23 protein-coding genes and 2 tRNA genes are annotated in these 21,857 nt (G+C 63.3%); 17 read left to right on the forward strand and 8 right to left on the reverse strand.

Annotated features, from left to right (window positions below; genetic code table 11):
• Positions 1-103: 103 nt before the first annotated feature.
• Genes LMTR21_RS15810 through LMTR21_RS15820 form a run of 3 tightly spaced genes read left to right on the forward strand, consistent with a single transcriptional unit; the run spans position 104 to position 2,744 of the window.
• A complete protein-coding gene (locus LMTR21_RS15810) occupies positions 104-1,408 on the forward strand; it encodes an adenylate/guanylate cyclase domain-containing protein (protein WP_065754186.1) in 1,305 nt (434 codons plus the stop codon).
• Positions 1,409-1,429: 21 nt separating this feature from the next.
• Positions 1,430-1,813, forward strand: coding sequence for a hypothetical protein (locus LMTR21_RS15815; RefSeq protein ID WP_065754187.1), 384 nt, complete (start codon positions 1,430-1,432; stop codon positions 1,811-1,813).
• 16 nt (positions 1,814-1,829) lie between these two features.
• On the forward strand, positions 1,830-2,744 hold the full coding sequence (locus LMTR21_RS15820; RefSeq protein WP_065754188.1) for a PhzF family phenazine biosynthesis protein: 915 nt from the start codon (positions 1,830-1,832) through the stop codon (positions 2,742-2,744).
• A gap of 137 nt (positions 2,745-2,881) precedes the next feature.
• Here LMTR21_RS15820 and LMTR21_RS15825 read toward each other — a convergent pair whose 3' ends face one another.
• A complete protein-coding gene (locus LMTR21_RS15825) occupies positions 2,882-3,346 on the reverse strand; it encodes a DUF488 domain-containing protein (protein ID WP_065754189.1) in 465 nt (154 codons plus the stop codon).
• Positions 3,347-3,486: 140 nt separating this feature from the next.
• Between LMTR21_RS15825 and LMTR21_RS15830 the strand changes: the two genes are divergently transcribed.
• On the forward strand, positions 3,487-4,458 hold the full coding sequence (locus LMTR21_RS15830; RefSeq protein ID WP_065754190.1) for a Bug family tripartite tricarboxylate transporter substrate binding protein: 972 nt from the start codon (positions 3,487-3,489) through the stop codon (positions 4,456-4,458).
• 7 nt (positions 4,459-4,465) lie between these two features.
• Here the strand turns inward: LMTR21_RS15830 and LMTR21_RS15835 are convergent, their stop codons facing one another.
• Positions 4,466-5,293 carry a DUF72 domain-containing protein gene (locus LMTR21_RS15835; RefSeq protein WP_065754191.1) on the reverse strand — a complete coding sequence of 276 codons (828 nt, stop codon included), beginning with the start codon at positions 5,291-5,293 and terminating at the stop codon, positions 4,466-4,468.
• A 148-nt stretch (positions 5,294-5,441) separates the two neighbouring features.
• Positions 5,442-5,960 carry a phasin family protein gene (locus LMTR21_RS40565; RefSeq protein ID WP_246175563.1) on the reverse strand — a complete coding sequence of 173 codons (519 nt, stop codon included), beginning with the start codon at positions 5,958-5,960 and terminating at the stop codon, positions 5,442-5,444.
• Positions 5,961-6,261: 301 nt separating this feature from the next.
• Between LMTR21_RS40565 and LMTR21_RS15845 the strand changes: the two genes are divergently transcribed.
• The 3 genes from LMTR21_RS15845 to LMTR21_RS15855 all read left to right on the forward strand — a co-directional run bounded on the left by LMTR21_RS15845 (position 6,262) and on the right by LMTR21_RS15855 (position 9,587).
• Positions 6,262-6,462 (forward strand): hypothetical protein, encoded by a 201-nt coding sequence (locus LMTR21_RS15845; RefSeq protein ID WP_065754193.1) that lies wholly within the window; start codon positions 6,262-6,264, stop codon positions 6,460-6,462.
• A 253-nt stretch (positions 6,463-6,715) separates the two neighbouring features.
• Positions 6,716-7,846, forward strand: a complete 1,131-nt coding sequence (locus tag LMTR21_RS15850; protein WP_065754212.1) for a glycosyltransferase — start codon at positions 6,716-6,718, stop codon at positions 7,844-7,846.
• Between the two features lie 241 nt (positions 7,847-8,087).
• A complete protein-coding gene (locus LMTR21_RS15855; protein WP_065754194.1) occupies positions 8,088-9,587 on the forward strand; it encodes a glycosyltransferase family 39 protein in 1,500 nt (499 codons plus the stop codon).
• 9 nt (positions 9,588-9,596) lie between these two features.
• Here the strand turns inward: LMTR21_RS15855 and LMTR21_RS15860 are convergent, their stop codons facing one another.
• Both LMTR21_RS15860 and LMTR21_RS15865 read right to left on the reverse strand, forming a co-directional pair.
• Positions 9,597-11,492, reverse strand: a complete 1,896-nt coding sequence (locus tag LMTR21_RS15860; RefSeq protein ID WP_065754195.1) for a CHASE2 domain-containing protein — start codon at positions 11,490-11,492, stop codon at positions 9,597-9,599.
• An 11-nt stretch (positions 11,493-11,503) separates the two neighbouring features.
• On the reverse strand, positions 11,504-12,025 hold the full coding sequence (locus LMTR21_RS15865; RefSeq protein WP_065754196.1) for a FecR domain-containing protein: 522 nt from the start codon (positions 12,023-12,025) through the stop codon (positions 11,504-11,506).
• 279 nt (positions 12,026-12,304) lie between these two features.
• On the opposite strand from LMTR21_RS15865, the gene LMTR21_RS15870 reads away from it, so the two are divergent.
• The 10 genes from LMTR21_RS15870 (at position 12,305) to LMTR21_RS15910 (ending at position 20,561) form a co-directional block, all read left to right on the forward strand.
• Entirely contained in the window at positions 12,305-13,000 is a 696-nt protein-coding gene (locus LMTR21_RS15870) for a DUF899 family protein (protein WP_065754197.1), read from the forward strand.
• Between the two features lie 95 nt (positions 13,001-13,095).
• Positions 13,096-13,737 (forward strand): glutathione S-transferase family protein, encoded by a 642-nt coding sequence (locus LMTR21_RS15875; RefSeq protein ID WP_065754198.1) that lies wholly within the window; start codon positions 13,096-13,098, stop codon positions 13,735-13,737.
• Positions 13,738-14,318: 581 nt separating this feature from the next.
• Entirely contained in the window at positions 14,319-14,678 is a 360-nt protein-coding gene (locus tag LMTR21_RS40865; RefSeq protein WP_246175564.1) for a hypothetical protein, read from the forward strand.
• Positions 14,617-15,660, forward strand: a complete 1,044-nt coding sequence (locus LMTR21_RS15880; protein ID WP_246175572.1) for an RtcB family protein — start codon at positions 14,617-14,619, stop codon at positions 15,658-15,660. The genes LMTR21_RS40865 and LMTR21_RS15880 overlap by 62 nt, the downstream gene beginning before the upstream one ends.
• Before the next feature lie 269 nt (positions 15,661-15,929).
• Positions 15,930-17,072, forward strand: coding sequence for a DUF2778 domain-containing protein (locus LMTR21_RS15885; protein WP_084030724.1), 1,143 nt, complete (start codon positions 15,930-15,932; stop codon positions 17,070-17,072).
• A 381-nt stretch (positions 17,073-17,453) separates the two neighbouring features.
• A tRNA-OTHER gene (locus LMTR21_RS15890) sits at positions 17,454-17,522 on the forward strand.
• Between the two features lie 8 nt (positions 17,523-17,530).
• A tRNA-Tyr gene (locus LMTR21_RS15895) sits at positions 17,531-17,597 on the forward strand.
• Between the two features lie 338 nt (positions 17,598-17,935).
• The gene (locus LMTR21_RS15900; RefSeq protein ID WP_065754199.1) at positions 17,936-19,087 is read left to right on the forward strand and encodes a slipin family protein; all 1,152 of its coding nucleotides are present in this window, start codon (positions 17,936-17,938) and stop codon (positions 19,085-19,087) included.
• Positions 19,080-19,475, forward strand: a complete 396-nt coding sequence (locus tag LMTR21_RS15905) for a MarR family winged helix-turn-helix transcriptional regulator (RefSeq protein WP_065754200.1) — start codon at positions 19,080-19,082, stop codon at positions 19,473-19,475. Before LMTR21_RS15900 ends, LMTR21_RS15905 begins: the two co-directional genes overlap by 8 nt.
• Positions 19,476-19,832: 357 nt before the next feature.
• The gene (locus tag LMTR21_RS15910; RefSeq protein ID WP_065754201.1) at positions 19,833-20,561 is read left to right on the forward strand and encodes a Crp/Fnr family transcriptional regulator; all 729 of its coding nucleotides are present in this window, start codon (positions 19,833-19,835) and stop codon (positions 20,559-20,561) included.
• Positions 20,562-20,610: 49 nt separating this feature from the next.
• On the opposite strand, the gene LMTR21_RS15915 is transcribed toward LMTR21_RS15910, so the two are convergent.
• The 3 genes from LMTR21_RS15915 to LMTR21_RS15925 form a co-directional block, all read right to left on the reverse strand.
• Complete coding sequence (locus LMTR21_RS15915; protein ID WP_065754202.1) at positions 20,611-20,808, reverse strand: hypothetical protein; 198 nt, start codon at positions 20,806-20,808, stop codon at positions 20,611-20,613.
• Between the two features lie 42 nt (positions 20,809-20,850).
• Positions 20,851-21,063 (reverse strand): hypothetical protein, encoded by a 213-nt coding sequence (locus tag LMTR21_RS15920; protein ID WP_065754203.1) that lies wholly within the window; start codon positions 21,061-21,063, stop codon positions 20,851-20,853.
• Between the two features lie 210 nt (positions 21,064-21,273).
• The gene (locus LMTR21_RS15925; RefSeq protein WP_246175583.1) at positions 21,274-21,687 is read right to left on the reverse strand and encodes a phasin family protein; all 414 of its coding nucleotides are present in this window, start codon (positions 21,685-21,687) and stop codon (positions 21,274-21,276) included.
• Positions 21,688-21,857 lie beyond the last annotated feature (170 nt).

The raw sequence follows: 21,857 nt of genomic DNA on the forward strand, positions 1-21,857 counted from the left end.
ATTTTTGCAGTCATTCCGGGGCGCCTCGAAGAGGCGAACCCGGAATCTCGAGATTCCGGGTCTGGTCCTTCGGACCATCCCGGAATGACAGGGGAAGAAGACAGTGAAGTTCTGGGGCAAGAGAAAGGGTGACCAAGACGCCGGCGTCTCGGCCGACTTCCAGCGCGCGTTGACGCGGGAAGTGATGGCGACCGAGCTGCTTCGCATCAAGGCGTTGATTGGAACGACCTTGGCGTTATCAGTGATTCTCTGGACCGTCTACTTCCTCGCGCCCGAGAAGGTGAGCCAGGTCTGGCACGGCAATCTCAAGCCGCACTATCTCTATTCGGTGATGGTGCCGTTCATCCTGTTCGAGCTCTGGGTGCACAGGTCGATCAGCCGGCATATGCGAGAGGGCCGCGATCTGCCCTTGTTCCGGCGCTACCTCGGCGCGCTGATCGAAACCTCGATGCCAACGGTTGCGCTAGCGCTGCACATCAACAGCATGGGATCGGTGGCCGCGCTCGGCTTCGTGGTCCCGATGACCTATTTCATCTTCATCATCCTCTCCACGCTGCGGCTGGACTTCTGGCTCTCCACATTTACCGGGTTCGTCGCCGCATCGCAGCTACTTGCGATGGCGATATTCTATCATCCGGATCCTGGTCAGGAGGTAAACGTCTTCTATCACGCGGCGCGCAGCCTGATTCTCTTGATTGGCGGCGTGCTCGCGGGCGCAGTCGGGCACCAGTTGCGGCGGCAGTTCGAAAAGAGCATCATGGCGGCGACCGCGCGCGACCGCATTACCAACCTGTTCGGCCAGCACGTTTCGCCACAGGTGGTCGAGCGGCTGATGGCCGAGGGCGTCGGCACCGGCAGCGACATCCGCCGCGTTGCCGTCATGTTCGTCGATTTCCGCAGCTTCACCGCCGGCGCGCGCAGCCGCTCGCCGCAGGAGGTGGTGGAGCGTCTCGACGGCGCCTTTGCCATCCTGGTCGACATTCTCGATCGCCATGGCGGCATTGTGAACAAGTTTCTGGGCGACGGATTCCTGGCGTTGTTCGGTGCGCCGCTGGAAGCGCCGGACCCGGCGCACCGGGCGGTCGCCGCGGCGCGCGAGATGCTGGACGCGAATGCGCGAGTCAATGAAGCCACCAGCTGGCCGCTGCGCATCGGCATCGGCATTCACCTCGGCGAAGTCGTCGCCGGCAATATCGGATCGCCGCGGCGCAAGGAATACACCGTGATCGGCGACACCGTGAACTTCGCCTCACGGTTGGAGGCGCTCAACAAGGATTTCAATTCGCAATTCCTGATCTCCGAAGCGGTCCGCGACGCGCTCGGCGAAGCCTGCGGCGATGCCGTCTCGCTCGGTGAGGTCGAGGTCAGGGGCTATGAGCAGCCGATGGCCGTGTGGCGGCTGGGATAGGGATCGATTCAGGAATTTCGCATGTCATCCAACGGCAAGTCGGTTACCCAGTTTCTCAACGTTGATCTCGACATTCGTGTGCAGGCCGGATTGCAGGCGCTCCTCGACGCCATGGGGTCTTCCGTGATCGTGTTGAACCAAACTGCACAAACTGCGTCCGTAGAGTTGAATGAGGACTCTTTGTCGCTTGAGGAGACCACTGCAAAGCTCGTTGAGTTGGTCAATTCGCTTTCGCCCGAAGCGAGGACGATTTGGGGACAGTGCGAGTTGCGAAGTCTCAACATCGGCATCCAGGCAGGCGTTGAACCGCATTCGTCCGAATTTGCTATCTCGAAGGAGACCGTGTCGGCGATCGCCGACGCCGGGTTTGAAGTCGTCGTCACGGTTTATGCCTCACGTAATTGAGAATCAGGAGCAGCATATGCAGCGCCGTTATATCACTGTGGACGTTTTCACCGATCGCGCCTTTGGCGGCAATCCACTGGCCGTGGTGCTTGATGCCGGCGGGCTGTCGACCGCGCAGATGCAGGCGATCGCCAGGGAATTCAATTATTCGGAGACGACCTTCGTGCTGCCGCCGCGCGAACCCGGCCATGACGCTGAGGTTCGCATCTTCACCGTGAACCGGGAGATCCCCTTCGCCGGTCATCCCAATGTCGGCACCGCCTTCGTGCTGGCGATGCTGGCGGAAAAACCGCCGGCGCGGCTGTTGTTCGAGGAGAAGGCCGGCCTCGTGCCGGTCGAGGTCGTGACCGAACAGGGCAGGGTCGTCAGCACCGAATTCACCGCGCCGCAGCCGTTGAAGCGGATGTCGCAGGTCAGCGCCGAGCAGGCGGCGGCTCTGCTTACACTGTCGGCGAGCGATGTGAGAACCGACCGGCATCCGCCGCAGGTCATCTCAGTTGGACTGTCGTTCATCGCGGTCGAACTCGCCTCGCGCGAAGCGCTGCGGCGCGCCAGGCCCGATGCGGCGGCGTTCGCAAAAACCTTCCCGTGCGACGGCAGCGACGCCGTCTACTTCTATACGCGTGACGTGCCATCGGGCGAAAAGCCGCTCGACTTGCAGGCGCGCATGTTCCACCCCGGCGCCAGCGGGCTGTCAGAAGATCCCGCGACCGGCAGCGCGACCGCGGCTGCCGCAGCGCTGCTCGCCGATCTCGACGACATCAGGGATGGTGAACTGAAATTGCGGATCGGGCAGGGCGTCGACATGGGCCGGCCGAGCCTGTTGCTGACCCGCGTCCGCAAGCAGAACGGCGCGATTGTATCCATTCACGTCGGCGGCAGCAGCGTGAAGATGATGGAGGGAACGTTCAACCTTGCAGGCGAAGGGTGATTGGTTCGCCGCCATTGCGAGCGCAGCGAAGCAATCCATCGCGCAGCACAAAGGAAGAATGGATTGCTTCGTCGCTTCGCTCCCTTGCGCAAACGCTTTGCGTTTGTCGCAGGCAATGAGGCAATGACGGCAGGAGCCTACACCTGCGGCGCGGCCAGGTTCTCCACCTTCACCCCGTCGCGGTCCTCGATGATCTCCGCGATCCATTGCCGGTGGCACTGCGTGTGGTCGCGCTCGTAGCAGAGAATGCACACCGGCCCCGATTGCTTCACCAGCGCCGACAGCTCGTCGAGCTCCTCCCGGGCCTGCGCCGTCTTCAGATGCGCCGAATAGATTTTGTGCAAGAGACCGAACTTGCCGCTGCGCGCCGCCTCGCGGCCGGACTTCGGCGTACCAAGTCCCTTCAGGTGCAGGTACGAAATGCCGCGCTCGTCGAGGCCGGCCGCAAGCTGGTTCTTGGAAAAGCCCGGCCGGCGCGACGCCGCCACCGCGCGCACGTCAACCAGAAGCTTGACGCCGGCGGATTCCAGCTCGTCGAGCACCGCCTTCGCCGGCGTCTGCTCATAGCCGATGGTGAAGAGGCGTTTCGTCTTTCGGGCCATATCGATCCAGACATTATGTCGCTGGCACAAGGCTACGGTAATGGCCGATCGATGGCTACATCCGCGTTGCCGTCGGGGATGGCATACCGCATAGTTCCGGCAAAGAGCCAGTCGATGGCCATTTGCCACAGGGGGACACGATGAACCGAATTTGCCGCTCGCTGACCTGGATGCTCGCATGCCTCGTGTTGGGCATTGCCGCAGCGCATGCGCAGGGCGGCTATCCCGACCGTCCCGTCAAAATCATCGTCCCGATCGGTCCCGGCGGCAGCTACGATCTGGTCGGGCGGCAGCTCGCCGACGCGCTGTCGAAGCGGATGGGGCAGGCCTTCGTCGTCGAGAACAAGCCGGGCGCCGGCACCGTGGTCGGTACCCAGGCTGCCAGCCAGAGCGAGCCGGATGGCTACACGCTTGTGGTCGGCGGGCTCTCCAACATGGCGTTCAATTCGGCGCTCTATTCCAAGCTCGCTTACGATCCGCGCAAGGATTTCGTGCCGGTCGCGCTGATCTACAAGTTCGGCTACGTCATGGTCGGCCGCAAGGATCTGCCGCATGGCAAGCTGGCGGACATCGTCGCCGCCGCCAAGGCCAACCCCGGCTCGATCTCGGTGGCGACCGCGGGCGTCGGCACCGGCCAGCATCTGGTCGCCGCCGCCTTCATGAAGGCGGCCGGCGTGAAATTTCAGGAAATTCCCTACAAGGGGTCGCCGCCGGCCTTCACCGATCTGCTGGCGGGCCGCATCGACCTGTTTTTCGATTCGAACGCTGCCGGGCTCCCCTACGTTCAGTCGGGCCAGGCGAAAGGCATTGCGCTGCTGTCGTCGAAGCGCAGCCCGCTGGCGCCCGATGTGCCGACGATGTCGGAAGCCGGCGTGTCCGGCCTCGATGTCGATTCCTGGCTCGGCATCTTCGCGCCGGCGAAGACGCCGCCGGAGGTGATCGCAAAGCTGCGCCGGGAAATCCGCGCCTCGTTGCCCGAACTCAAGGACCGCTTCGAGAAGAGCGGCGGCGAGGTGTGGGATCTGCCTGACGACAAGGTCGACGCCTTCGTCGCCTCGGAATACGAGAGCTGGACCAAGCTGATCCGCGAGGCCGGCATCAAGCTTGATTGAGGTCGGATTACTTGACGCGCTCGATCAATTCCATCGCGCCGGCCGGCGCGCGCACCTTGCCCTCGTGGATCACATAGGCAAACACGTCGCGCGGCGCCTTCGCAGGCTTGGCGGTCTTGTCGACGCGCGGCAGATCGTCCGGCTCGCCGCCGGCGGCCCAGGCCTGGAAGCGCTTGGCCCAGGCGTCGAGCTGCTTCGGCGGATAGCAGGTCTTGAGCTCGTCATTACCCTTCTGGAGCCGCGCATAGACGAAGTCGCTGACGACATCGGCGATCGCGGGATATTTGCCGTGCTCGGCGAACACGACCGGCGTTTCGAACTCGCGCAGCAGGGCGACGAACTCCGGCACGCAGAAACTGTCGTGCCGTACCTCGACCACGTGACGCAGCGCGCGTCCCTCGAGCTTGCGCGGCAAGAGCTCGAGGAACTTGCCGAAATCGGCGCCATCGAATTTTTTGGTCGGCGCGAACTGCCACAGCACCGGGCCGAGCCGGTCGCCAAGCTCCATCACGCCGGAATCGTAGAAGCGTTTGACGGAATCGCCGGCTTCCGCCAGCACGCGGCGGTTGGTCGCGAAGCGCGGTCCCTTCAATGAGAACACAAAACCGTCGGGCACTTCACGCGCCCATTTGCGAAAACTCTCCGGCTTCTGCGAGCCGTAATAGGTGCCGTTGATCTCGATCGAGGTCAGCTTCGACGCGGCGTAGGAGAGCTCCTTCGCCTGCGCGAGCTTCTCCGGATAAAACACCCCGCGCCACGGCTCAAAGGTCCAGCCGCCGATGCCGATATAGATGCTGCCGCTGTTTTTCGCGGTCGATTTCGCTGGCTTGCTCACGGGAAGACTCTTCGGGAGAGAGGCGGGAGTTCCGGCGATGTTAGCCAAATCGGCGTTGATTGGCCAGTTTCCAGGTCATACGAAAAAGGCCCCTGAGTACCGGAGCCTTTTGCTTCCCAATTGCATCAAACGATTTCGCCAGACGTCCCTACGACTTGCCGCGCGTTTCCGGTGCCTTGCCGACGAAGCCCTGAAACGGCTGGAAGGTTTGCTTGGCGAGCTTGCTGTGGAGTTCGCATATCCTCTGCGACTCGGCCACGGAGTTCTCGTAAGCACGCTTCACGAATTCGCTTTGAACCGTCATCGCCTTGTCGAGCGAGCGAACGGTGCTGAGCTGCTCGACAAAGGACCCGAATTCCTCGAGCGATTTCCGGGTGTAGTCGCGATAGGCGTTGGCGATGGTCTGCAGACTGACCGGCGCGGGCTCCGCCGCCGCCTTGACCGGCTCGGACTGGACCGATGCGACTTCGGCCGGCGGGGGCTCGGCTGGCGCGACCTCGGCTGGCGAGGGTGCCGCAGTCGGTTGCAACTCCGGCGAAGCGGCGACGGCTTCGACCGGCGCGTCGGCGGCGGGCTGATCCAGCTTCGGGCTCTCCGCGTGAACCGGCTCCGGCTGCAGCTGATGATCCTGATCCGGGCTTTGCACCTCAACCGGCGCCGGGCTCACGGTCGGGCTCTCTTGAGGCGCAGCTTTTTTGCCCCGCTCGCCCTTCCGGTTCCGCCGTCCAGATTTCCCGGCCGGTTTGCCCTGATCTGTATTCGACATCTTCATCCCCTATTCCCTGTCAAATCAAAGGTCGAGACTCTGCCATGTTTGCGATCTAATAGCGGTTCTTGCTTGTCAGTTACACGGCACTGGCGTGGTGAGATTTTGGAGGCCGGTTTTCTCAATCGCCGACGCGGCGACTATTCCTACATACGCTGGTTCCGTGATATCTGTTCCAAGTCAGGCTTAGGGATAATTGAGCATGAATTCGCAGTCCGTCGCGGGTCTTTTGGGAGCCATCGTCGCCTCGATCGTGATGGTGGTTGCGGTCGCCTATGGGCCGATCGGCCAGTTCGGAAAGCCCGTCAAACAGCCGGCCAGCATCCAGCAACCAGTACCGGTGCAATCGGTTCCTGTGGCGCCAGCCCCGCGCGGGCCGGTGATTCGGGAAGTGCCGAATTAGGAAAGGCGGGATCGGCCCCCCTTGCGGAACGCCGTCGGTGTTCCCATATGGCTTCTAACGGCGACGTTGACGCTCCAAGGCTCCGGCGCTGGGACGACCATGAATAGTTTGGCTGCGCCGGATGTACGCGCGCCCTCTGTTCGTGGTCGTTGGCATTTTAGGCGTCTTTTTAAGACCGTTTTCCCCTACTGAATGACTGTTCCGGAACCCCCGCCTTGGCATGTCGGGCGGCTGCGGATATACGCTGGCGGCCATGAATCAAGCCATCAAACCGGCCCCCGAATCGCCGCTGCAGGCCGGTTTGCCTGAGCTTTCGGTCGTTGTTCCGACCTTCAACGAACGCGACAATGTCACCGTGCTGTACCGGCGGCTGGAAGCCACGCTGGCCGGCATTGCCTGGGAAGTCGTCTTTGTCGACGACAATTCCCCTGACGGGACCTGGGAGGTAGTGCGGGGGCTGGCGCGGAAGGATTCCCGCGTGCGCTGCATCCGCCGGATCGGGCGGCGCGGACTGTCGGGGGCCTGCATCGAGGGCATTTTGGCCTCGAGCGCACCCTATGCGGCGGTGATCGATGCCGACCTGCAGCACGACGAAACGCAGCTGCCGAAGATGGTTGCGCTCTTGCGGAGCGGCGAGGCGGAACTCGTGGTCGGCAGCCGCTATATCGAGGGCGGCAGCGCCGACAGTTTCAACACGAAGCGGGCAGGGGCCAGCCAGCTTGCGACCGAGGTCGCCAAGCGCACGCTGAAGGTCGAGGTTGCCGATCCCATGAGCGGCTTCTTCATGATCCGCCGCGACCGCTTCGAACAACTGGCGCCGCAGCTCTCGACCCAGGGCTTCAAGATCCTGCTCGACATCGTCGCGACCGCGCAAGGCAAGCTGCGCACGATCGAAATTCCCTACACATTCGGTTCGCGCCAGCACGGCGAGAGCAAGCTCGATTCCATGGTGGCGCTGGATTTCCTCGGTCTGGTGCTGGCGAAGCTGACCCATGACGTGGTGTCACTGCGCTTCATCCTGTTCGCGATGGTCGGAGGCACCGGCCTTGTCGTGCATCTGGCGGCGCTGTTTATCGCGCATGAGATCTTCAGGGAGCCTTTCGCAGAGGCGCAGGCCGCCGGCGCGCTGGTCGCCATGACCAGCAATTTCATCCTGAACAATTTCTTCACCTATCGCGATCAGCGGCTGAAGGGATTTGCCATCCTGCGCGGCCTGTTGCTGTTCTATCTCGTCTGCGGCGTCGGACTGCTCGCCAATGTCGGCGTCGCGTTCGCGGTCTTCGACCAGGAACCGATCTGGTGGCTTGCGGGACTTGCCGGCGCGCTGATGGGCGTGGTCTGGAATTACGCCATGTCCGGACTGTTCGTCTGGCGCAAGCGATGATCGCTAGCGTTTTCGGGCGAAGCGGATACCCGGTTCGCGTGAAGGATGATGAGATGACGCGGTCGCGTCACACGCCGCCGTCGTCGCCCGGCTTGACTGGGCGATCCAGTACGCCGCGGCCTTTCGGTCTGATCGCAGGCTTACCGGCGTACTGGATCCCCGCATTCGCGGGGATGACGGGTAGTGGCCGGGACAAACTGAAGCCCGGTCCTGATGCAATCAGGACCGATAGGGCTCCAAGATGACCGCGAACGAGGCGCGGGTTGCCCTCAACACCGGCCTTGCGATCCTGGCGCTGGTGGCATTGCGCCTGATCGCGGCGGCGTTCACGCCGATCACCTTCGACGAAGCCTATTACTGGATGTGGTCGAAGCATCTCGCCGGCGGCTATTACGATCATCCGCCGATGGCCGCCGTAGTGATCCGGCTCGGCACCCTGATCGCAGGCGATACCGAGTTCGGCGTGCGGCTGGTCTCGATCCTGCTGGCGCTGCCGATGAGCTGGGCGATCTACCAGGCCGCCGCCATCCTGTTCGGCAGCCGGCGCGTCGCGGCCTCGTCGGCGATCCTTCTCAACATCACGCTGATGGCCGCGGTCGGCACCATGATCGTGACGCCGGACGCGCCGCTGCTGGTGGCTTCCAGTTTCCTGCTGTTTGCGCTCGCCAAGGTGCTGCAGACCGGCCGCGGCGTGTGGTGGCTGGCGGTCGGCGCCGCCGCCGGTTGCGCACTGCTGTCGAAATACACCGCGCTGTTCTTCGGACCGGCGATCCTGATCTGGCTGATCGCCGTTCCCAAATTGCGGCACTGGCTGATCTCGCCCTGGCTTTACCTCGGCGGGCTCGTAGCGCTGCTGCTGTTTGCGCCGGTCATTCTCTGGAACGCCGAGCACCACTGGGTGTCCTTCATCAAGCAGATGGGGCGGGCGAGGATCGAGGATTTCCGCCCGGTCTACATCGCCGAACTGATCCCGACGCAAATCGCGTTCGCGACGCCGCTGGTGTGGATGCTCGGCGCGATGGGCCTCTACGCGCTGCTCCGCCGTCGGGCCGGCGCGCTGCCGGCGCGCGCGCTGGTCAATACGATGTTCTGGATCATCGTCGCCTATTTCGTCTGGCATTCGCTGCATGCGCGCGTCGAGGCCAACTGGTTTGCGCCGGTCTATCCGGCATTTGCCGTCGCCGCAGCGGTTGCCGCACATCTGGTCGAATGGCAGCCGCGCTGGCAGCGCCTGGTCGATTTCTGCCGCCGCTGGGCGGTGCCGGGTGGCGTCCTGATGTTCGTGCTATTGGTGGTGCAGGCCGACACCGGCCTTCTGTCGGGCTATCGTCGCGATGCCACCGTGCGCAGCGTCGGCATCGGCTGGCGCGAGACGGCCGATGCCATCGAGGCGGTGAGGGCGCGAACGGGAGCCACATGCGTGCTGGCGTCGGATTACGGTACCACCGGCTGGCTTGCCTTCCATCTGCCGAGGGGAACTTGCGTCGCGCAGCAGAACCAGCGCATCCGCTGGGTCAACATGCCCGAGCCCGATGCGGCACAGCTCGCCGGCCCGCTGCTCTTTGTCCGCGAGATCTGGCCGGGGGATCCGCCGCTAACGGACAAGTTCGCCAGCGTCGAGAAGGTGGGCGAGGTCGGGCGCAAGCGTGGGCCGCTTCTGATCGAGACCTATGCGCTCCATTTGCTGCGCGGGCCGAAGGGCGAGGTGTTCGACCGCACGCCGCCGCCGGAATTGCAATAAGGCGGCCGGTCACTCGGCGGCGTCGGGATGCCTGCGTTGATCCATGGCGGAACGTTCGCTCTGCCATAGCCAGACGGCGAGCGAGCCGGACCTGCCGCGAATCTGCGCCTCGACGGGGCCGGCAAGGCTCCCCGTCTTCAGCCGCGCGCCGCTCCGTTCGGCCGCGACGCGCAGGGTGTCGCTGAGCGCCAGCCGGACATCATGGCGGGCCGCCACTTCCATCAGGCGGCTCGCCACGTTCACGGTATCGCCGGTCGCGGTGATGTGCTGATGGTTGCGGCCGCCGAGCCGGGAGGCGACGATCGGTCCGAAATGCGCGCCGATCTTGAAGCCGATCCGATGGGCGATTGCCGGCGGCAGCGCTTCGATCCAGCGTTCGGTCTTGACGCAGAGCGCGATCGAACATTGCCCGGCGCGCGCAGCGTCATCCGCCGCCGCCTCCGGCAGGCCGAACAGGATCATGGCGCCGTCGCCGAGGAAGCTCGTGATCATGCCGCCGCACCGCGTCACTTCCTTGTCGACCAGCGCGTGAAATTCCTTCAGCAAGCTTCTCGTCACATCCGGATCGAGCGTCTCGCTGAGCGAGGTAAATCCGGAGAGATCGACAAACACGACGGCGGCGTCCTGCCTGACGGGTGCCAGCAGGAAGTCGGGATCGCGCCTCAGCCATTGCTGCAGGCCCGGCGTGTGGAATTGTTCGAGCAGTCTGTTTTGCGCGGCGAGGCGCTGGGCGCTGCGCCGGCCCGACCATAGCTGGCCGGCGCCGAACAGCATCAGCGGCGGCGCTGCCGCGGCGATGGTCGTCGCGGCGTCGAGCCAGATGCCGTGCGCGAAAGCAATCGCGTTCGCTGCCGCCCATGCCAGCACCATCGCGCTGACCGCCACCAGGCCGATTGCGTTTCGCCGCCAGGCCAGGAGACCTATCAGCAGCATCGGCAGCAGTACTGTCGTCAACGCCTCGGCGATGCGAACCGTCCGGTCGCGTATGACGCCGTCTCCTGCGACCAGATGGGTGATCGCGGTGGAAATGATTTCCACGCCCGGCATCAGCGAATCGAACGGCGTCGGAAAGAAGTCGCCGGCGCCGGTCGCGGTCGCGCCGATGACGACGATCCGGCCCTGGATGGCTTGCTTGTCGATCTGGCCGTCGATCACGTTGGCGGCGCTGATGGTGCGGATGGTTTGGCGCGGACCGTAATAGGAAATCGGCAACGCATAGTCCGAAGCGGTCGCGATCGGCCGGTCGCCGAACGTGAGACGGTCGGGCTCGATCGTCAGCTTCTGGCTGATCGCGACGGAGGCTACACGAAGCGGAAACGACAATTCGATCTTGTCGCGCGTCCGGAACAGCATCGGGACCGACAGCGGCGTGCCGGTCTGGCCCGTCGCCACGTTGGCGATGCCGACTTCCGCGCGCTCGGCAAATGCCGGCAGCGGCAGCAGGAAGCGGTCGGCCTTCGGCAGGTGGGCCAGTGGCCCATCGCTCTGCGCGGAGGGTTGAACGGTGTTCGGAAATACTGCCGCTGCCGCCAGCACGGTCGGACGCGCCGCGAACGATTGCGCGAGCACGGCATCGCCATCGGCGGGACCTTTGTCGAGCAGCAGGAGATCGACGGCAATGACCTTCGGCTCCAGCCGTGCGATCGCCTCGACGATCCTGGCCAGCTCCGTGCGGGGCAGGGGATAGGTGCCGCCGAGCTTGACGATGGTGTCGTCGATCGCGACGATCGTAACGACGTCCGGCGGCGCCTTTACCCCGCGCACAAGCGTGCGCACGTCGGTCAATGCGGACTCCAGCCGGTCGAGAAACCGCAGATGGCCGCTCGAATGGCCGAGCCAAATCGTGCCTGCCCATAATCCCGTGCAGAGCAACGCAACCAGAATATGAAGACGTCGATGGCTCATCGGCTCGGCTTCTATTGTCCCAATCTCGACATCAGCGCCGCGACGCGCGGGGGCGCCCAGCGCTTGACGGTCAATTCGCCCGATGCCTCGACGTCCACGCCCTCACCGGGGCCGAGCACGACGCTGCCGCGGCCGGCGGATCGTGCCACGCTGACGCGGCCGTTGACGACGAATACCGATGTCTTTGCACCTTCGGTATCCACCGCCCATTTGGTGCCGCGCACTGCGGCAATGGCCTGCGGCGTGACCACGTCGAATTTTGTGCGCCCCGGCTTCTTCGGCACTTCGAGCAGCAACGCCTTGTTGCTCAGCTCCACGGAATCGACCTGGCCGTCGCGGTTGCGATCCCTGAGCTCGAACTTGGCACCGCTCTCGGCCACAATGGTGATTGCAGCCTCGCAACGGAGCGTCTGCGTGCCCTGGGCCGTCGGTGCGGACCTGCAGTTTGATTTCGCCGGCTGCGCAGCCGCAGGGCCCGCGAACAGCAGGACGCCTGCGAAAGCAATCGATCCGACGCGTGCCGGTGTCGTCATGGCAGCTTCCCCTTCGGGGTATTCTTGCGCATAGCGGATTGCGTGATACGGTACCGTATCACGCGCCGCACGCGAGTGCAAAGCCAATGACCGGCGTTAATATGTCTGCGTTCGGCAGCTAAGGTTCGCAGAATAGCTGCGTCCCGGAGAATCATCGCAAAATCGACTCGAAATCAGCCCAAAACCGGGTGGTTTGGCACCGGTTTTTTTGCTCGCCGATGTCGGTCCGACGGAGGGCAAAACGTCTTGTAGGGGCTCATTCCAACCCGAGGTGCTGCCATGTCTGGTTCCGCCCTTAAATCTGCCGCCGAACTCGCACGCGGAAACGACGTGCGCTTCCCCAACGAGAGCGCCGAGTATCGTCGCGCCCGCGAGCAATTGCTGGCGGAAGAGATCGAACTGCGCCGTCACATCGAGCGCGTTGCCGAATTCCGTCGCGCGCTGCCGCCGGGCGGCGCGGTGACGAAGAATTATGCGTTCGAAGGCGAGGGCGGCAAGGCGACCTTGTCGGACCTGTTCGGCAACAAGCAGACGCTGGTGATCTACAGCTACATGTTCGGTCCGCAGCGCGAGCAGCCGTGTCCGATGTGCACCTCCTTCATGAGCACCTGGGAGGCCAAGCTGCCCGATGTCGAACAGCGCATCGCATTCGTGTTCGTGGCGCGATCGCCGATCGCGCGGCTGATCGAGGCGAAGAGGGCGCGCGGCTGGACGCGGCACCGGATCTATTCGGATATGTCGGGCGATTACACGCGCGACTATGTCAGCGCCGCGGATGCCGATGCGCCCGGCTACAACGTGTTCACGCGTCGCGACGGCAGCATTCGTCATTTCTGGTCGGGCGAAATGGGATCATCGACCGCCGATCCCGGACAAGACCCGCGCGGCGCACCTGATATCGATCCGCTGTGGACTATCCTCGACACCACGCCCGAAGGGCGCGGCAAGGACTGGTATCCGCGATTGGGCTACTAGGTCGTGAACCCCATTATGCGCCATCGACAGTCCGTTGCGCGACTGGCTTACCTCTGCGAGTTAGTACATCTAGTCCAATCCAGGAATGCTTAACTATGCTCACCGTCTATGGCGAAGGTCGTGGCTTCCGTGTTATTTGGCTGCTTGAGGAATTAGGATTGGCTTATCGGCTGCACCCGGTCGATCTGTTCGCAGTCGAGAAGGATCGCGATTTCCTCGCGATCAACCCCGCCGGCTTCATTCCCGCAGTGCAGGACGGCGAGACGATCATGGTCGAATCGATCGCGATCCTTGAGTACCTGCTCGCTCGCTACGGCTCAGGTTCGCTTGCCGTCGCCCCGGACGATCCCGCCTTCGCCTCCTATCTGCAATTTCTCCACTTAGGCGAGGCCGGGCTCGCCGGGCCGATGAACGCCGTTCTTGTCGGTCGCCAACTGGCGCCCGAAGCCGAGCGAAATGCCCGGGTTACCTGCTGGGCACTCGAGACCTTTGAGAGCCGGCTGGGGTTGGTTATCCGCCGCCTCGCGAATTACCCCTATCTCGCCGGCGACCGATTCACGGCTGCCGATATCTCGGTGAGCTACGCCCTCCTGCTCGGCCTGCGAACTGGCAACTACGTCCCCGGGTCTACCGAGCGGGACTATCTCGCCCGCACGACGGCACGCCCTGCCTACGCCCGAGCGATGGAAAGCTGCCAGGCCACCAAGGCCTGGGCGGCGAGATCACCGGGATTGTAGTGCTCGCTTTATCGAAGCGGCCAAGCGCATGGTTGAATAGTTGCGAAAAGTTCCTCATGGGCTTCCAGCTTTCACGTGCGGCCGCTACGACAAGCTCGCCACCAACTTCCTCGCCATGGTCCAGCTCGCCTCAATCCGGCTGTAGCTTCGCGCTTGCGAGTCGACGGCCTAGCATCCGCGACGCGCGGACGTTGTGAGCGCTATTTACAGATCCGGAAATTGATGTATGTGATCGCGCGCTTCCGCGATCTATGGAAACACGATGCTTCGTATAGACACCAACCCGTCAAATTATGCAGGCCAGCCGCTCGTCCGGCGCGGTCGCGCTTTGGCGTGCGTCCTTGGTGTGTATTCGATTTGTGAATCGTGCCTCCAAGAAAGACTACCAGCGTAACGCGGCAGCGGGTGTTCCCCTGCCGCCCAGGCAGGGAGAATGATCCGCGGTAAGCCATTTTTGGCAAGCTCGACCTCGTAATCCCTCCCTGCCTGCAAACCCAACCGGCCTGTGTCGCGACTGATGCAGGTCGTTCCGGAGTCCTGAACGGCTTTTGGAACGATATAGTGCAGTGAAGGAGAGTGAGATGCGATCCGATCCCTACCAGGAGCGCGCCCGGGCCTTGGCCGTCGAGGCCGGGCTCGACCCCGATGCCAAGATCGACCGGCCCGGCCAGCGGCCGATGCCGACCTGGTGCCTGTTTCGCGACGCCGCGCGCAAGGAGAAGCTTGCGCGGGACGCGGAGGCCGTTGCTTCCGATATCGCGCTCCGGCCGCAGGCTGAGCAGTACCAGAACAGCCCGCTCAAGATCTTCGGCACGCACGACGACGCCACGATCGCGCAGATGCGCAATTGCATGTCGGTCGGGCAACGCGGTCGCCGGGGTGATCTGTGCGGACGGTCATCTCGGCTATGCGCAGCCGGTCGGTGGCGTCATCGCCTATGAGAAGCAGATCAGCATCTCCGGCGTCGGCTTCGACATCGGCTGCGGCAACATGGCCGTGCGGCTCGATACGCCGTTCAGCCAGATCGAAAGCAATGTCGGCACGATCATCAAGGACGTGCACAACGTGATTTCGTTCGGCGTCGGACGCACCAACGACGAGCGCGTCGAGCATGAACTGTTCGACGATGCCGACGCGTGGCGGGAATCCGACATGGACGCTTACCGGCAGAAGGCGGTGTCGCAGCTCGGCACCGTCGGATCGGGCAATCACTATGTCGACCTGCTGCGCGACGAGGAGGGCTTTGTCTGGATCGGCGTTCACTTCGGCAGCCGCGGCCTCGGGCACACCAGCGCGACCCGCTACCTCAAGGCCGCGGGCGGCAAGGACGGCATGAACGTGCCGCCGGCCGTGATCGACGAGGACAGCGAGATCGGACGGCGCTACATCGCGGCGATGCAGCTCGCCGGGCGCTACTCCTATGCCGGCCGCGAATGGGTGGTCGAGCGCGTGCGCAAGATCATCGGCGGCGAAGTCACCGACATGGTTCACAACCACCACAATTACGCGTGGCGGGAGAACCATGGCGGCAAGGATCTGTGGGTGGTGCGCAAGGGCGCTACTCCCGCATTTCCGGGCCAGCGTGGCTTCATCGGCGGATCGATGGGCGACGATGCCGTGATCGTCGAGGGCGTCGATAGCGAGGAGGCGAAGGCTTCGCTCTATTCGACAGTGCACGGCGCGGGCCGTCTGTTCGGCCGCAAGGAGGCCAAGCGGCGGTTCACGCGCACCGAGATGGACACCTGGCTGCAATCGCGCGGGGTGACGCTGATCGGCGCGGACCTCGACGAAAGCCCGATGGCCTATCGCAGGCTGCCGGAGGTGATCGCCGAACATTCCGGCTCGGTCCGGGTGCAGCACACGCTGCGTCCGTTCGCGGTGGCGATGGCCGGGGAGAACGAGTTCGACCCGTTCAAGGATTAAGCCTCAACTTGGCCCAATATGGGACATCCGGTGGGCAGAGACGCCGGATGTCCTTGATTGTGGCGGAATTTCCGCATCAATACGAAGGCAATTTCTCCAATAGTTCCATGTATTTGTGGTCCGCCTTACATCCGCCCGGGTTTAAGCCGGATTTAACTAAAAGTCGCCTTAATGACGCTCTGTGCCTCTGCGAGATGCTGCCGGGGACCTATCCGGACGCGGCATCAAACGGGGGACTTGGTGGAAGTGTTGTTCTGGGCGTTGTGTGAATGAGTAAGCGTAAGCGTGCGTACAGCTCTGCGGTCTCCAACCGCAGGAAATCCTCCCGTAAGGGCATTCCCCAATATTTTCTCGGCGGTGCCGCGGTCGCGGGCCTCGTGCTGGGCTGCGGCTGGACCGTCTACACCAACGTGATCGGCGCCAGCATCTATCCATCCGTGACCAGCGCCGCCTTCGAGGCGCCCGCCGTCAGCAATTCGACCACGATCGCCGCCCGCCCAGTGCAGCCCGCCTTCAACGAAATCTTCGCATCGCTCGAGCAGCGCCCGCTGGTGATGCCCGCGCCGGAGAACGTCGCGTCGTCGCTGATGTTCAGCGAAAGATTCGCGGCCGCGGCGGCGCAGGGCACGCCGTCGAGAGCTGACGAGGTCAGGCCCGTCGAAACAACGAAACTGGCGGCGGCTTCGCCGCCGGCTGAAGCGCCAAAGACCGTCGAGGCGCCCAGGCGCGCGGAAACGCCGAAGCCGAAGGTTGCGGCCCCGGCGACGCAACTTGCGCTCAATGTTCCGGCACCGGCGCCGCAGGAGCCTGCGAAAGCCTCCGGCAACTCCATCCGCGACATGGCGCAGCGCGCCAAGGCGGCGGTCATGTCGATCGGCGCGGGCGACAGGACGAACATGGTCGAGAAGCTGTGGGGCAAGCAGCCGTCGAACTCGCTGTTGGCCTATGCCTCCGCCGACGCCAGCGTCACCGGCAGCATTATCGATACGCGGAGCCAGAACCCGATGCTCGGCGGGTCGCCGCCCTATGATCGCCAGACGGCGGTCTACGATATTTCCGCGAAGATGGTCTATCTGCCCGATGGCACCAGGCTGGAGGCGCATTCCGGCCTCGGCTCCAAGATGGACGACATTCGCTACTCGCATGTGCGGATGCAGGGCGTGACGCCGCCGCACATCTACGAACTGAAGCCGCGCGAAGCGCTGTTTCACGGCGTGCCGGCGCTGCGGCTGACGCCCATCGGCGGCCAGGACAAGATCTTCAATCGTGACGGATTGCTCGCCCACACCTACATGCTCGGGCCGAGCGGACAATCCAACGGCTGCGTCTCGTTCAAGGATTACTACGCCTTCCTCGACGCCTACAAGAACAAGGGCATCCGCCGCCTCGCGGTGCTGGCGAAGATTCAGTAGGGACGTCATCGGCTCGGAAGGCAGCGTATTTGGTACGCGCCGCGAGTTCTCTCCGCGTCATGTCGAGCGAAGCGAAGCAATCCACCTCTCCGCACGGGGACAGATGGATTGCTTCCGCCTTCGCTCTTCGAGCTACGGCGGACAAGTCGTCGCTTCGCTCCTCGCAATGACGGCGGATGAACTGTCATCGTTGCCTTTGCCATCGCTGTGCTCGCTCCGCTACAGTCGACCTCGGCGACGAAAAAATCTTGCGCAGGGGCTTGCAATCTTCGGATGCTTGCTTTATTTCCGCGCTCCCTTGCTTTGGCCATGGGTTCGGGCTCGTTGTGATCCCGACTGGCGCGGGCCGGTTTCCGGTTTCGTGTTCCGCCGAACGAGGATGCGATAGTAGCTCAGCGGTAGAGCGTCGGGATGTCCCGAAGGTCGCCGGTTCGATTCCGGTCTGTAGCACAAACGAAGGATAGCTCAGTTTGGTTAGAGCAGATGACTATAAATCATCCTGTCGCGGGTTCGATTCCCGCTCCAACGCTCCGGTTCAGCTCTAAAAGCTGATTCCTCTGACGGGGACCGGACGCGCGCTTCAGTCGCGGTCCGGCCGTCTTGCCGAAAGGCTTTTCGTCCGAACTCAGACACTGTGAGACCGGCTTTGCGCCGCGGTGGATACCGCTTGCGTTGATGCCGGGTGGCTACGTGCGAACGCGCGACGCAAGTCGAGCGATTGCACGCGTGCGCCCGCCGTCGCGCAAGCTCAAACCCGGCCCGTCGATTTTTCAGGAAGCGTCGTCCGCGTCCCCACGTCCTTTGCAAACGAAACCCGCATTCCGACCCCGCGAGGGCCGGAAGGCAAACCATGGAGGCGTGCCATGACCTGGCATTTGCTGATGAAGACGGTGACGGTGAAGGATGGCGAGCGCGCCTTGCTGACGCGCAACGGCAGGCTCGAGCGCGTGCTCGAACCCGGCCGTCACCGGTTGTTCGATCTGCGGCGTCAGTTGACCGCGGAGATCTTCAACGTCGTTCGCACCGAATTCCCCGCGGAGCGTTACGCGGTGCTGAAGGCCGCGCGGCCTGAACTGGCCGCGGAGCTGTTCGAGGCGGTGGAGACGAAGGCGAACGAGATCGCCATCGTCAGCCTCGACGGCCGTCCCGTGCACCTGATGACGCCCTGGCAGGCACGCGTCTACTGGAAGGTCGCAACCTCGATCGATGTCGAGCGCATCGATGTGGGCAGCGATCCCCGTGTAACCGAGCGGCACTTGGCGATGATCGAGCGCAACCGTCCCACCATCGTGACGGAAGCGGTGGTCGAGAACCACGAGGCCGGTCTGCTCTATGTCGAGGGCCGGCTGGTCGAGCGGCTTGTGCCCGGTCGGCACGCGTTCTGGATCGCCGGCCGCAAGATCGAGGTGAAGCGCCTCGATCTGCGTCCCCAGGCGGTCGAGATCACCGCGCAGGAAATGCTGACGAAGGATCGCATCGCGCTGCGTGTGACCCTGACGGCATTCCGCCGGATCGTCGACCCCGAGCGCATGGTCGCGGCTGTGCCCGACGTGGATGCGTGGCTGTACCGCCTGGTTCAGTTCGCGATCCGCGAGGCGGTAGCCGGCCGCACGCTCGACGAGGTGCTCTCGGCGAAGGCTGCGCTGGATGCGGAGCTGCGCGACTACGTGCGCGACCGCGTCGCCGACAGCGGCGTGGAGGTCACGGAGCTCGGCGTGAAGGATGTGATCCTGCCCGGCGAGATCCGCGAGCTCGTCAACAAGGTCGTAGAGGCGGAGCGGGTCGCGAAGGCGAACCTGATCCGCCGGCAGGAGGAGACCGCGGCAACGCGCTCGCTCCTGAACACGGCCAAGCTGATGGAGGAGAACCCTCTGCTGCTGCGGCTCAAGGAGCTGGAGTCGCTGGAGCGGCTGGTCGAGAAGGTCGGCCGGATCGATCTGCATGCAGGCGACGGGCAGGGCCTCGACGCGCTGCTGAGCAAGCTGGTTCGGATCAAGTCTTCGGAGAATGCGTGAGAAGAAGGGTCGCCCACGGGCGGCCCTTCATTCGTTCAAGCTGACGCGTTCCGAATGGATCGTGCTGTTCTGCCTGACGCGGCAGCCCCGGTTGAACGCCCAGCAGATCAGCATCGTGACCGGACGGCCCAATACCAGCATCGTCGGCGCCGTAAAATTGTTGCAGAAAAAAGGACTGATCACCCGCAAGACTGACATCGCCGACAGCCGCCGGCGGGTCCTGCACCTGAGCGAGTCCGGTCAGCGCATGTATACCGCGATCATCGGCAGCTTCATCGCGCGCGAAAAGGCGATGTTGCAGACACTCGATCCTGCCGAGCGACGTGAACTCGGCCGCCTGTTCGGCAAGATCATCGCGGCCGCCGACGTTTGGGCGAAGCCGTATTGACCGCTGCGATGCGCAGGCGGGCAGGGCGAGGATCGCAACATATTTGCCATGCTCCGGAAATGGAACTCGCGCACTGTTACCATGCTACCCGTATTGTTACCGTATTACCCATGCGCATTTTGCGGTTGCGTCCGGCGGCCCAATTGCATCTAACTTCTTAAGGCCGCTGCGAGTGGACAGTCCGCCACGCAACCGGGTGTTTAGACTTCGTTATTTGGGGTCCCAGTGTTGTTGTATGAGTACGCGTTGAGAGAGCAGCTTTAGTCTATGTTGAAACGGCCGTTTCACGACACTCCCGAGGGAGAACGCCGCAGCCGCGTCACTGCGGGGATTTCCGCAGTGAAACCTGGCGGCGCCATGAGCAATCGCCTTCTTGCAGAATTGCCTGCACCGGATCTCGATCTGCTGGAACCCGAACTGGAGACATTCGCGCTCGAACAGGACGCGGTCCTTTTGCGGGCGGGGGACGATATTGAGTACGTCGTCTTCCCGCACAGCGGCGCTATCGCGTTGATGATCGACATGGCGGACGGACACACGGTTGCTACCGCGGCAGTTGGGCGTGAGGGAGCCGTCGGCATGCTTTCGGTGCTCGGGCCATCACCTTCGACGACGACGGCCATCGTTCGTGCGGCCGGCACCGCCTCTCGTATTCCTGCATCGCGATTTTACAGCGCTTTTGGCCGAAGCCCCGCGATCCGACGCATGGTTCAAACTCACGTCAGGGCGATGTTGGTACAGTTCCAGCTCGGTTTGGCCTGCAATGCGCTGCACCCGGTCGAAGCCCGCATGGCTCGCTGGCTGCTTCAGCTACGCGACTGCGTCGACCATGATGCGCTTCCGCTCACGCAGCAAGCCCTCTCGCAAATGCTCGGCGTACGACGTACGACCGTGACGCTTGTGATGCGTAACCTGCGAACGCGCGGAGCAATCAGGTCTGATCGACGAGGCTTGATCGAGATCGACCGGGCGGGGCTCGCGGCGGCAGCGTGCGAATGCCACAACGCCATGCGTCTCGAAGTCGAGGAGATCTTCGCGACGAATTCGACGCACCTACCCGAGATCAAATCGCGCGATGCGATCTGAGCGCGTTTGGCGCGACTGCATTATGGGAAAACCCATCACACAACGAAGCCTAGGTTCTCGGCCATCGGTCACGTTCGGGCGCTGATCCGGATGCCGCCTCGCGCTTGGCGATTTCTCGCAACACCTTCGCCGTCTGGCGCAGCTCCTTGCGCTCGGGACCCGGCTTCAGCCGTCGTGCTTCATCAAGAATTTCCTTGGCCTGCAGCAGCCAGGTCGATGCCTCATTTGAGATTTCCGTGCGTGGCATGGCGTCCCTCGATTGCGATCGTCAACCGATCCGTGTCAGCGATTACGCCGGGGCGCCGGCGCGGCGATGCCGCACCCGGATGCTCGGCTCGTCGACCCAGGCTTCGCGGGCAAACCAGGGATGATCGGTGTGGCAAATCACGCAACGCGTACGCGAAAAAAACACCGGGCGGCGGCCGAAGCTTTCACGATCAGTCTTGATCCCGGTGGGAATCGCCAATCCGGTTTGCGGACATTTGACCATCACCATACCCATGTCGATCTCCCTAGCGATTGTCTTTATCGTTGGTGCAAAAAGCACCGGCCGGTTGAAAGGCGCCCGTTATCGGTGCGGTTACTTGGGGGGCATCGCGCACCTTGTTTGGTCGAGCACGGCCAGTGGGGGCTGCATGCTCGCCGGGCCCGTTTCCAACCGGCCGGATCTCTCCTCAAAGCAAGTCCGTGGATGTGAATGGAGCGGGTTGTTTCAGCCTGCCTGGCGGAAAACGTTGCTGAAGTGCTTCCTGATCGGCTCACCCGTTTCGGTCGCAAACTTCTGGGCAAGCACCCACAATTCCATGTTCTGGTTGGAAGCGGCATCGAACGCCTTGCGCGTTTGCGCCACGGATAACGCAAGAACATCGCTCGCAGACTTGCTGCCGCAGAGATCGATCAGGAAATCGAGCGCGGAGGCCGCATTGGTGTTTGAGATTTCAAACACCTTCAGCCCGTAATCGGTCGTGCTTCTTGAACTGTTTGAACAGGTCTCGCGCAGCGCTTCGGTCATCTCCTCCGAAGCGGCCTTGATTTTCTCGAAGCTTTCCCGTGCGCGCGCCACGAGCTGTTCGTTGCCGCCGATGCCAGGCAAGGCGATCTTCGAGAAGTCCAGCAGTGGGGGCATTCCGAAAACTTTGGTTCCGTTTGCTGTCACTTTCACTTCGCTTTCACTCACGCAACATTACTCCTTCTCAAGCGAAAGCATCCGCGACGCTCGCATGCGTCACGGGAGCTCGCGCTCCGTGTCCGATCAGATTTTGGATGAGCTTTGATTTAGCCCCGACCCGATACAAC

Source organism: Bradyrhizobium paxllaeri (assembly GCF_001693515.2).
GTDB lineage: Bacteria > Pseudomonadota > Alphaproteobacteria > Rhizobiales > Xanthobacteraceae > Bradyrhizobium > Bradyrhizobium paxllaeri.

What these genes read in the sequence shown, in the direction of transcription:
- LMTR21_RS15925 (WP_246175583.1), bottom strand. Translation starts at nt 21,687, where the DNA reads ATGCCCCCACTGCTGGACTTCTCGAAGATCGCCTTGCCTGGCATCGGC.
- LMTR21_RS40865 (WP_246175564.1), top strand. Translation starts at nt 14,319, where the DNA reads ATGCGATCCGATCCCTACCAGGAGCGCGCCCGGGCCTTGGCCGTCGAG.
- LMTR21_RS15875 (WP_065754198.1), top strand. Translation starts at nt 13,096, where the DNA reads ATGCTCACCGTCTATGGCGAAGGTCGTGGCTTCCGTGTTATTTGGCTG.
- LMTR21_RS15815 (WP_065754187.1), top strand. Translation starts at nt 1,430, where the DNA reads ATGTCATCCAACGGCAAGTCGGTTACCCAGTTTCTCAACGTTGATCTC.
- LMTR21_RS15820 (WP_065754188.1), top strand. Translation starts at nt 1,830, where the DNA reads ATGCAGCGCCGTTATATCACTGTGGACGTTTTCACCGATCGCGCCTTT.
- LMTR21_RS15900 (WP_065754199.1), top strand. Translation starts at nt 17,936, where the DNA reads ATGACCTGGCATTTGCTGATGAAGACGGTGACGGTGAAGGATGGCGAG.
- LMTR21_RS15845 (WP_065754193.1), top strand. Translation starts at nt 6,262, where the DNA reads ATGAATTCGCAGTCCGTCGCGGGTCTTTTGGGAGCCATCGTCGCCTCG.
- LMTR21_RS15830 (WP_065754190.1), top strand. Translation starts at nt 3,487, where the DNA reads ATGAACCGAATTTGCCGCTCGCTGACCTGGATGCTCGCATGCCTCGTG.
- LMTR21_RS15855 (WP_065754194.1), top strand. Translation starts at nt 8,088, where the DNA reads ATGACCGCGAACGAGGCGCGGGTTGCCCTCAACACCGGCCTTGCGATC.
- LMTR21_RS15915 (WP_065754202.1), bottom strand. Translation starts at nt 20,808, where the DNA reads ATGCCACGCACGGAAATCTCAAATGAGGCATCGACCTGGCTGCTGCAG.
- LMTR21_RS15850 (WP_065754212.1), top strand. Translation starts at nt 6,716, where the DNA reads ATGAATCAAGCCATCAAACCGGCCCCCGAATCGCCGCTGCAGGCCGGT.
- LMTR21_RS15905 (WP_065754200.1), top strand. Translation starts at nt 19,080, where the DNA reads ATGCGTGAGAAGAAGGGTCGCCCACGGGCGGCCCTTCATTCGTTCAAG.
- LMTR21_RS15865 (WP_065754196.1), bottom strand. Translation starts at nt 12,025, where the DNA reads ATGACGACACCGGCACGCGTCGGATCGATTGCTTTCGCAGGCGTCCTG.
- LMTR21_RS15870 (WP_065754197.1), top strand. Translation starts at nt 12,305, where the DNA reads ATGTCTGGTTCCGCCCTTAAATCTGCCGCCGAACTCGCACGCGGAAAC.
- LMTR21_RS15885 (WP_084030724.1), top strand. Translation starts at nt 15,930, where the DNA reads ATGAGTAAGCGTAAGCGTGCGTACAGCTCTGCGGTCTCCAACCGCAGG.
- LMTR21_RS15825 (WP_065754189.1), bottom strand. Translation starts at nt 3,346, where the DNA reads ATGGCCCGAAAGACGAAACGCCTCTTCACCATCGGCTATGAGCAGACG.
- LMTR21_RS15910 (WP_065754201.1), top strand. Translation starts at nt 19,833, where the DNA reads ATGAGCAATCGCCTTCTTGCAGAATTGCCTGCACCGGATCTCGATCTG.
- LMTR21_RS15860 (WP_065754195.1), bottom strand. Translation starts at nt 11,492, where the DNA reads ATGAGCCATCGACGTCTTCATATTCTGGTTGCGTTGCTCTGCACGGGA.
- LMTR21_RS15920 (WP_065754203.1), bottom strand. Translation starts at nt 21,063, where the DNA reads ATGGGTATGGTGATGGTCAAATGTCCGCAAACCGGATTGGCGATTCCC.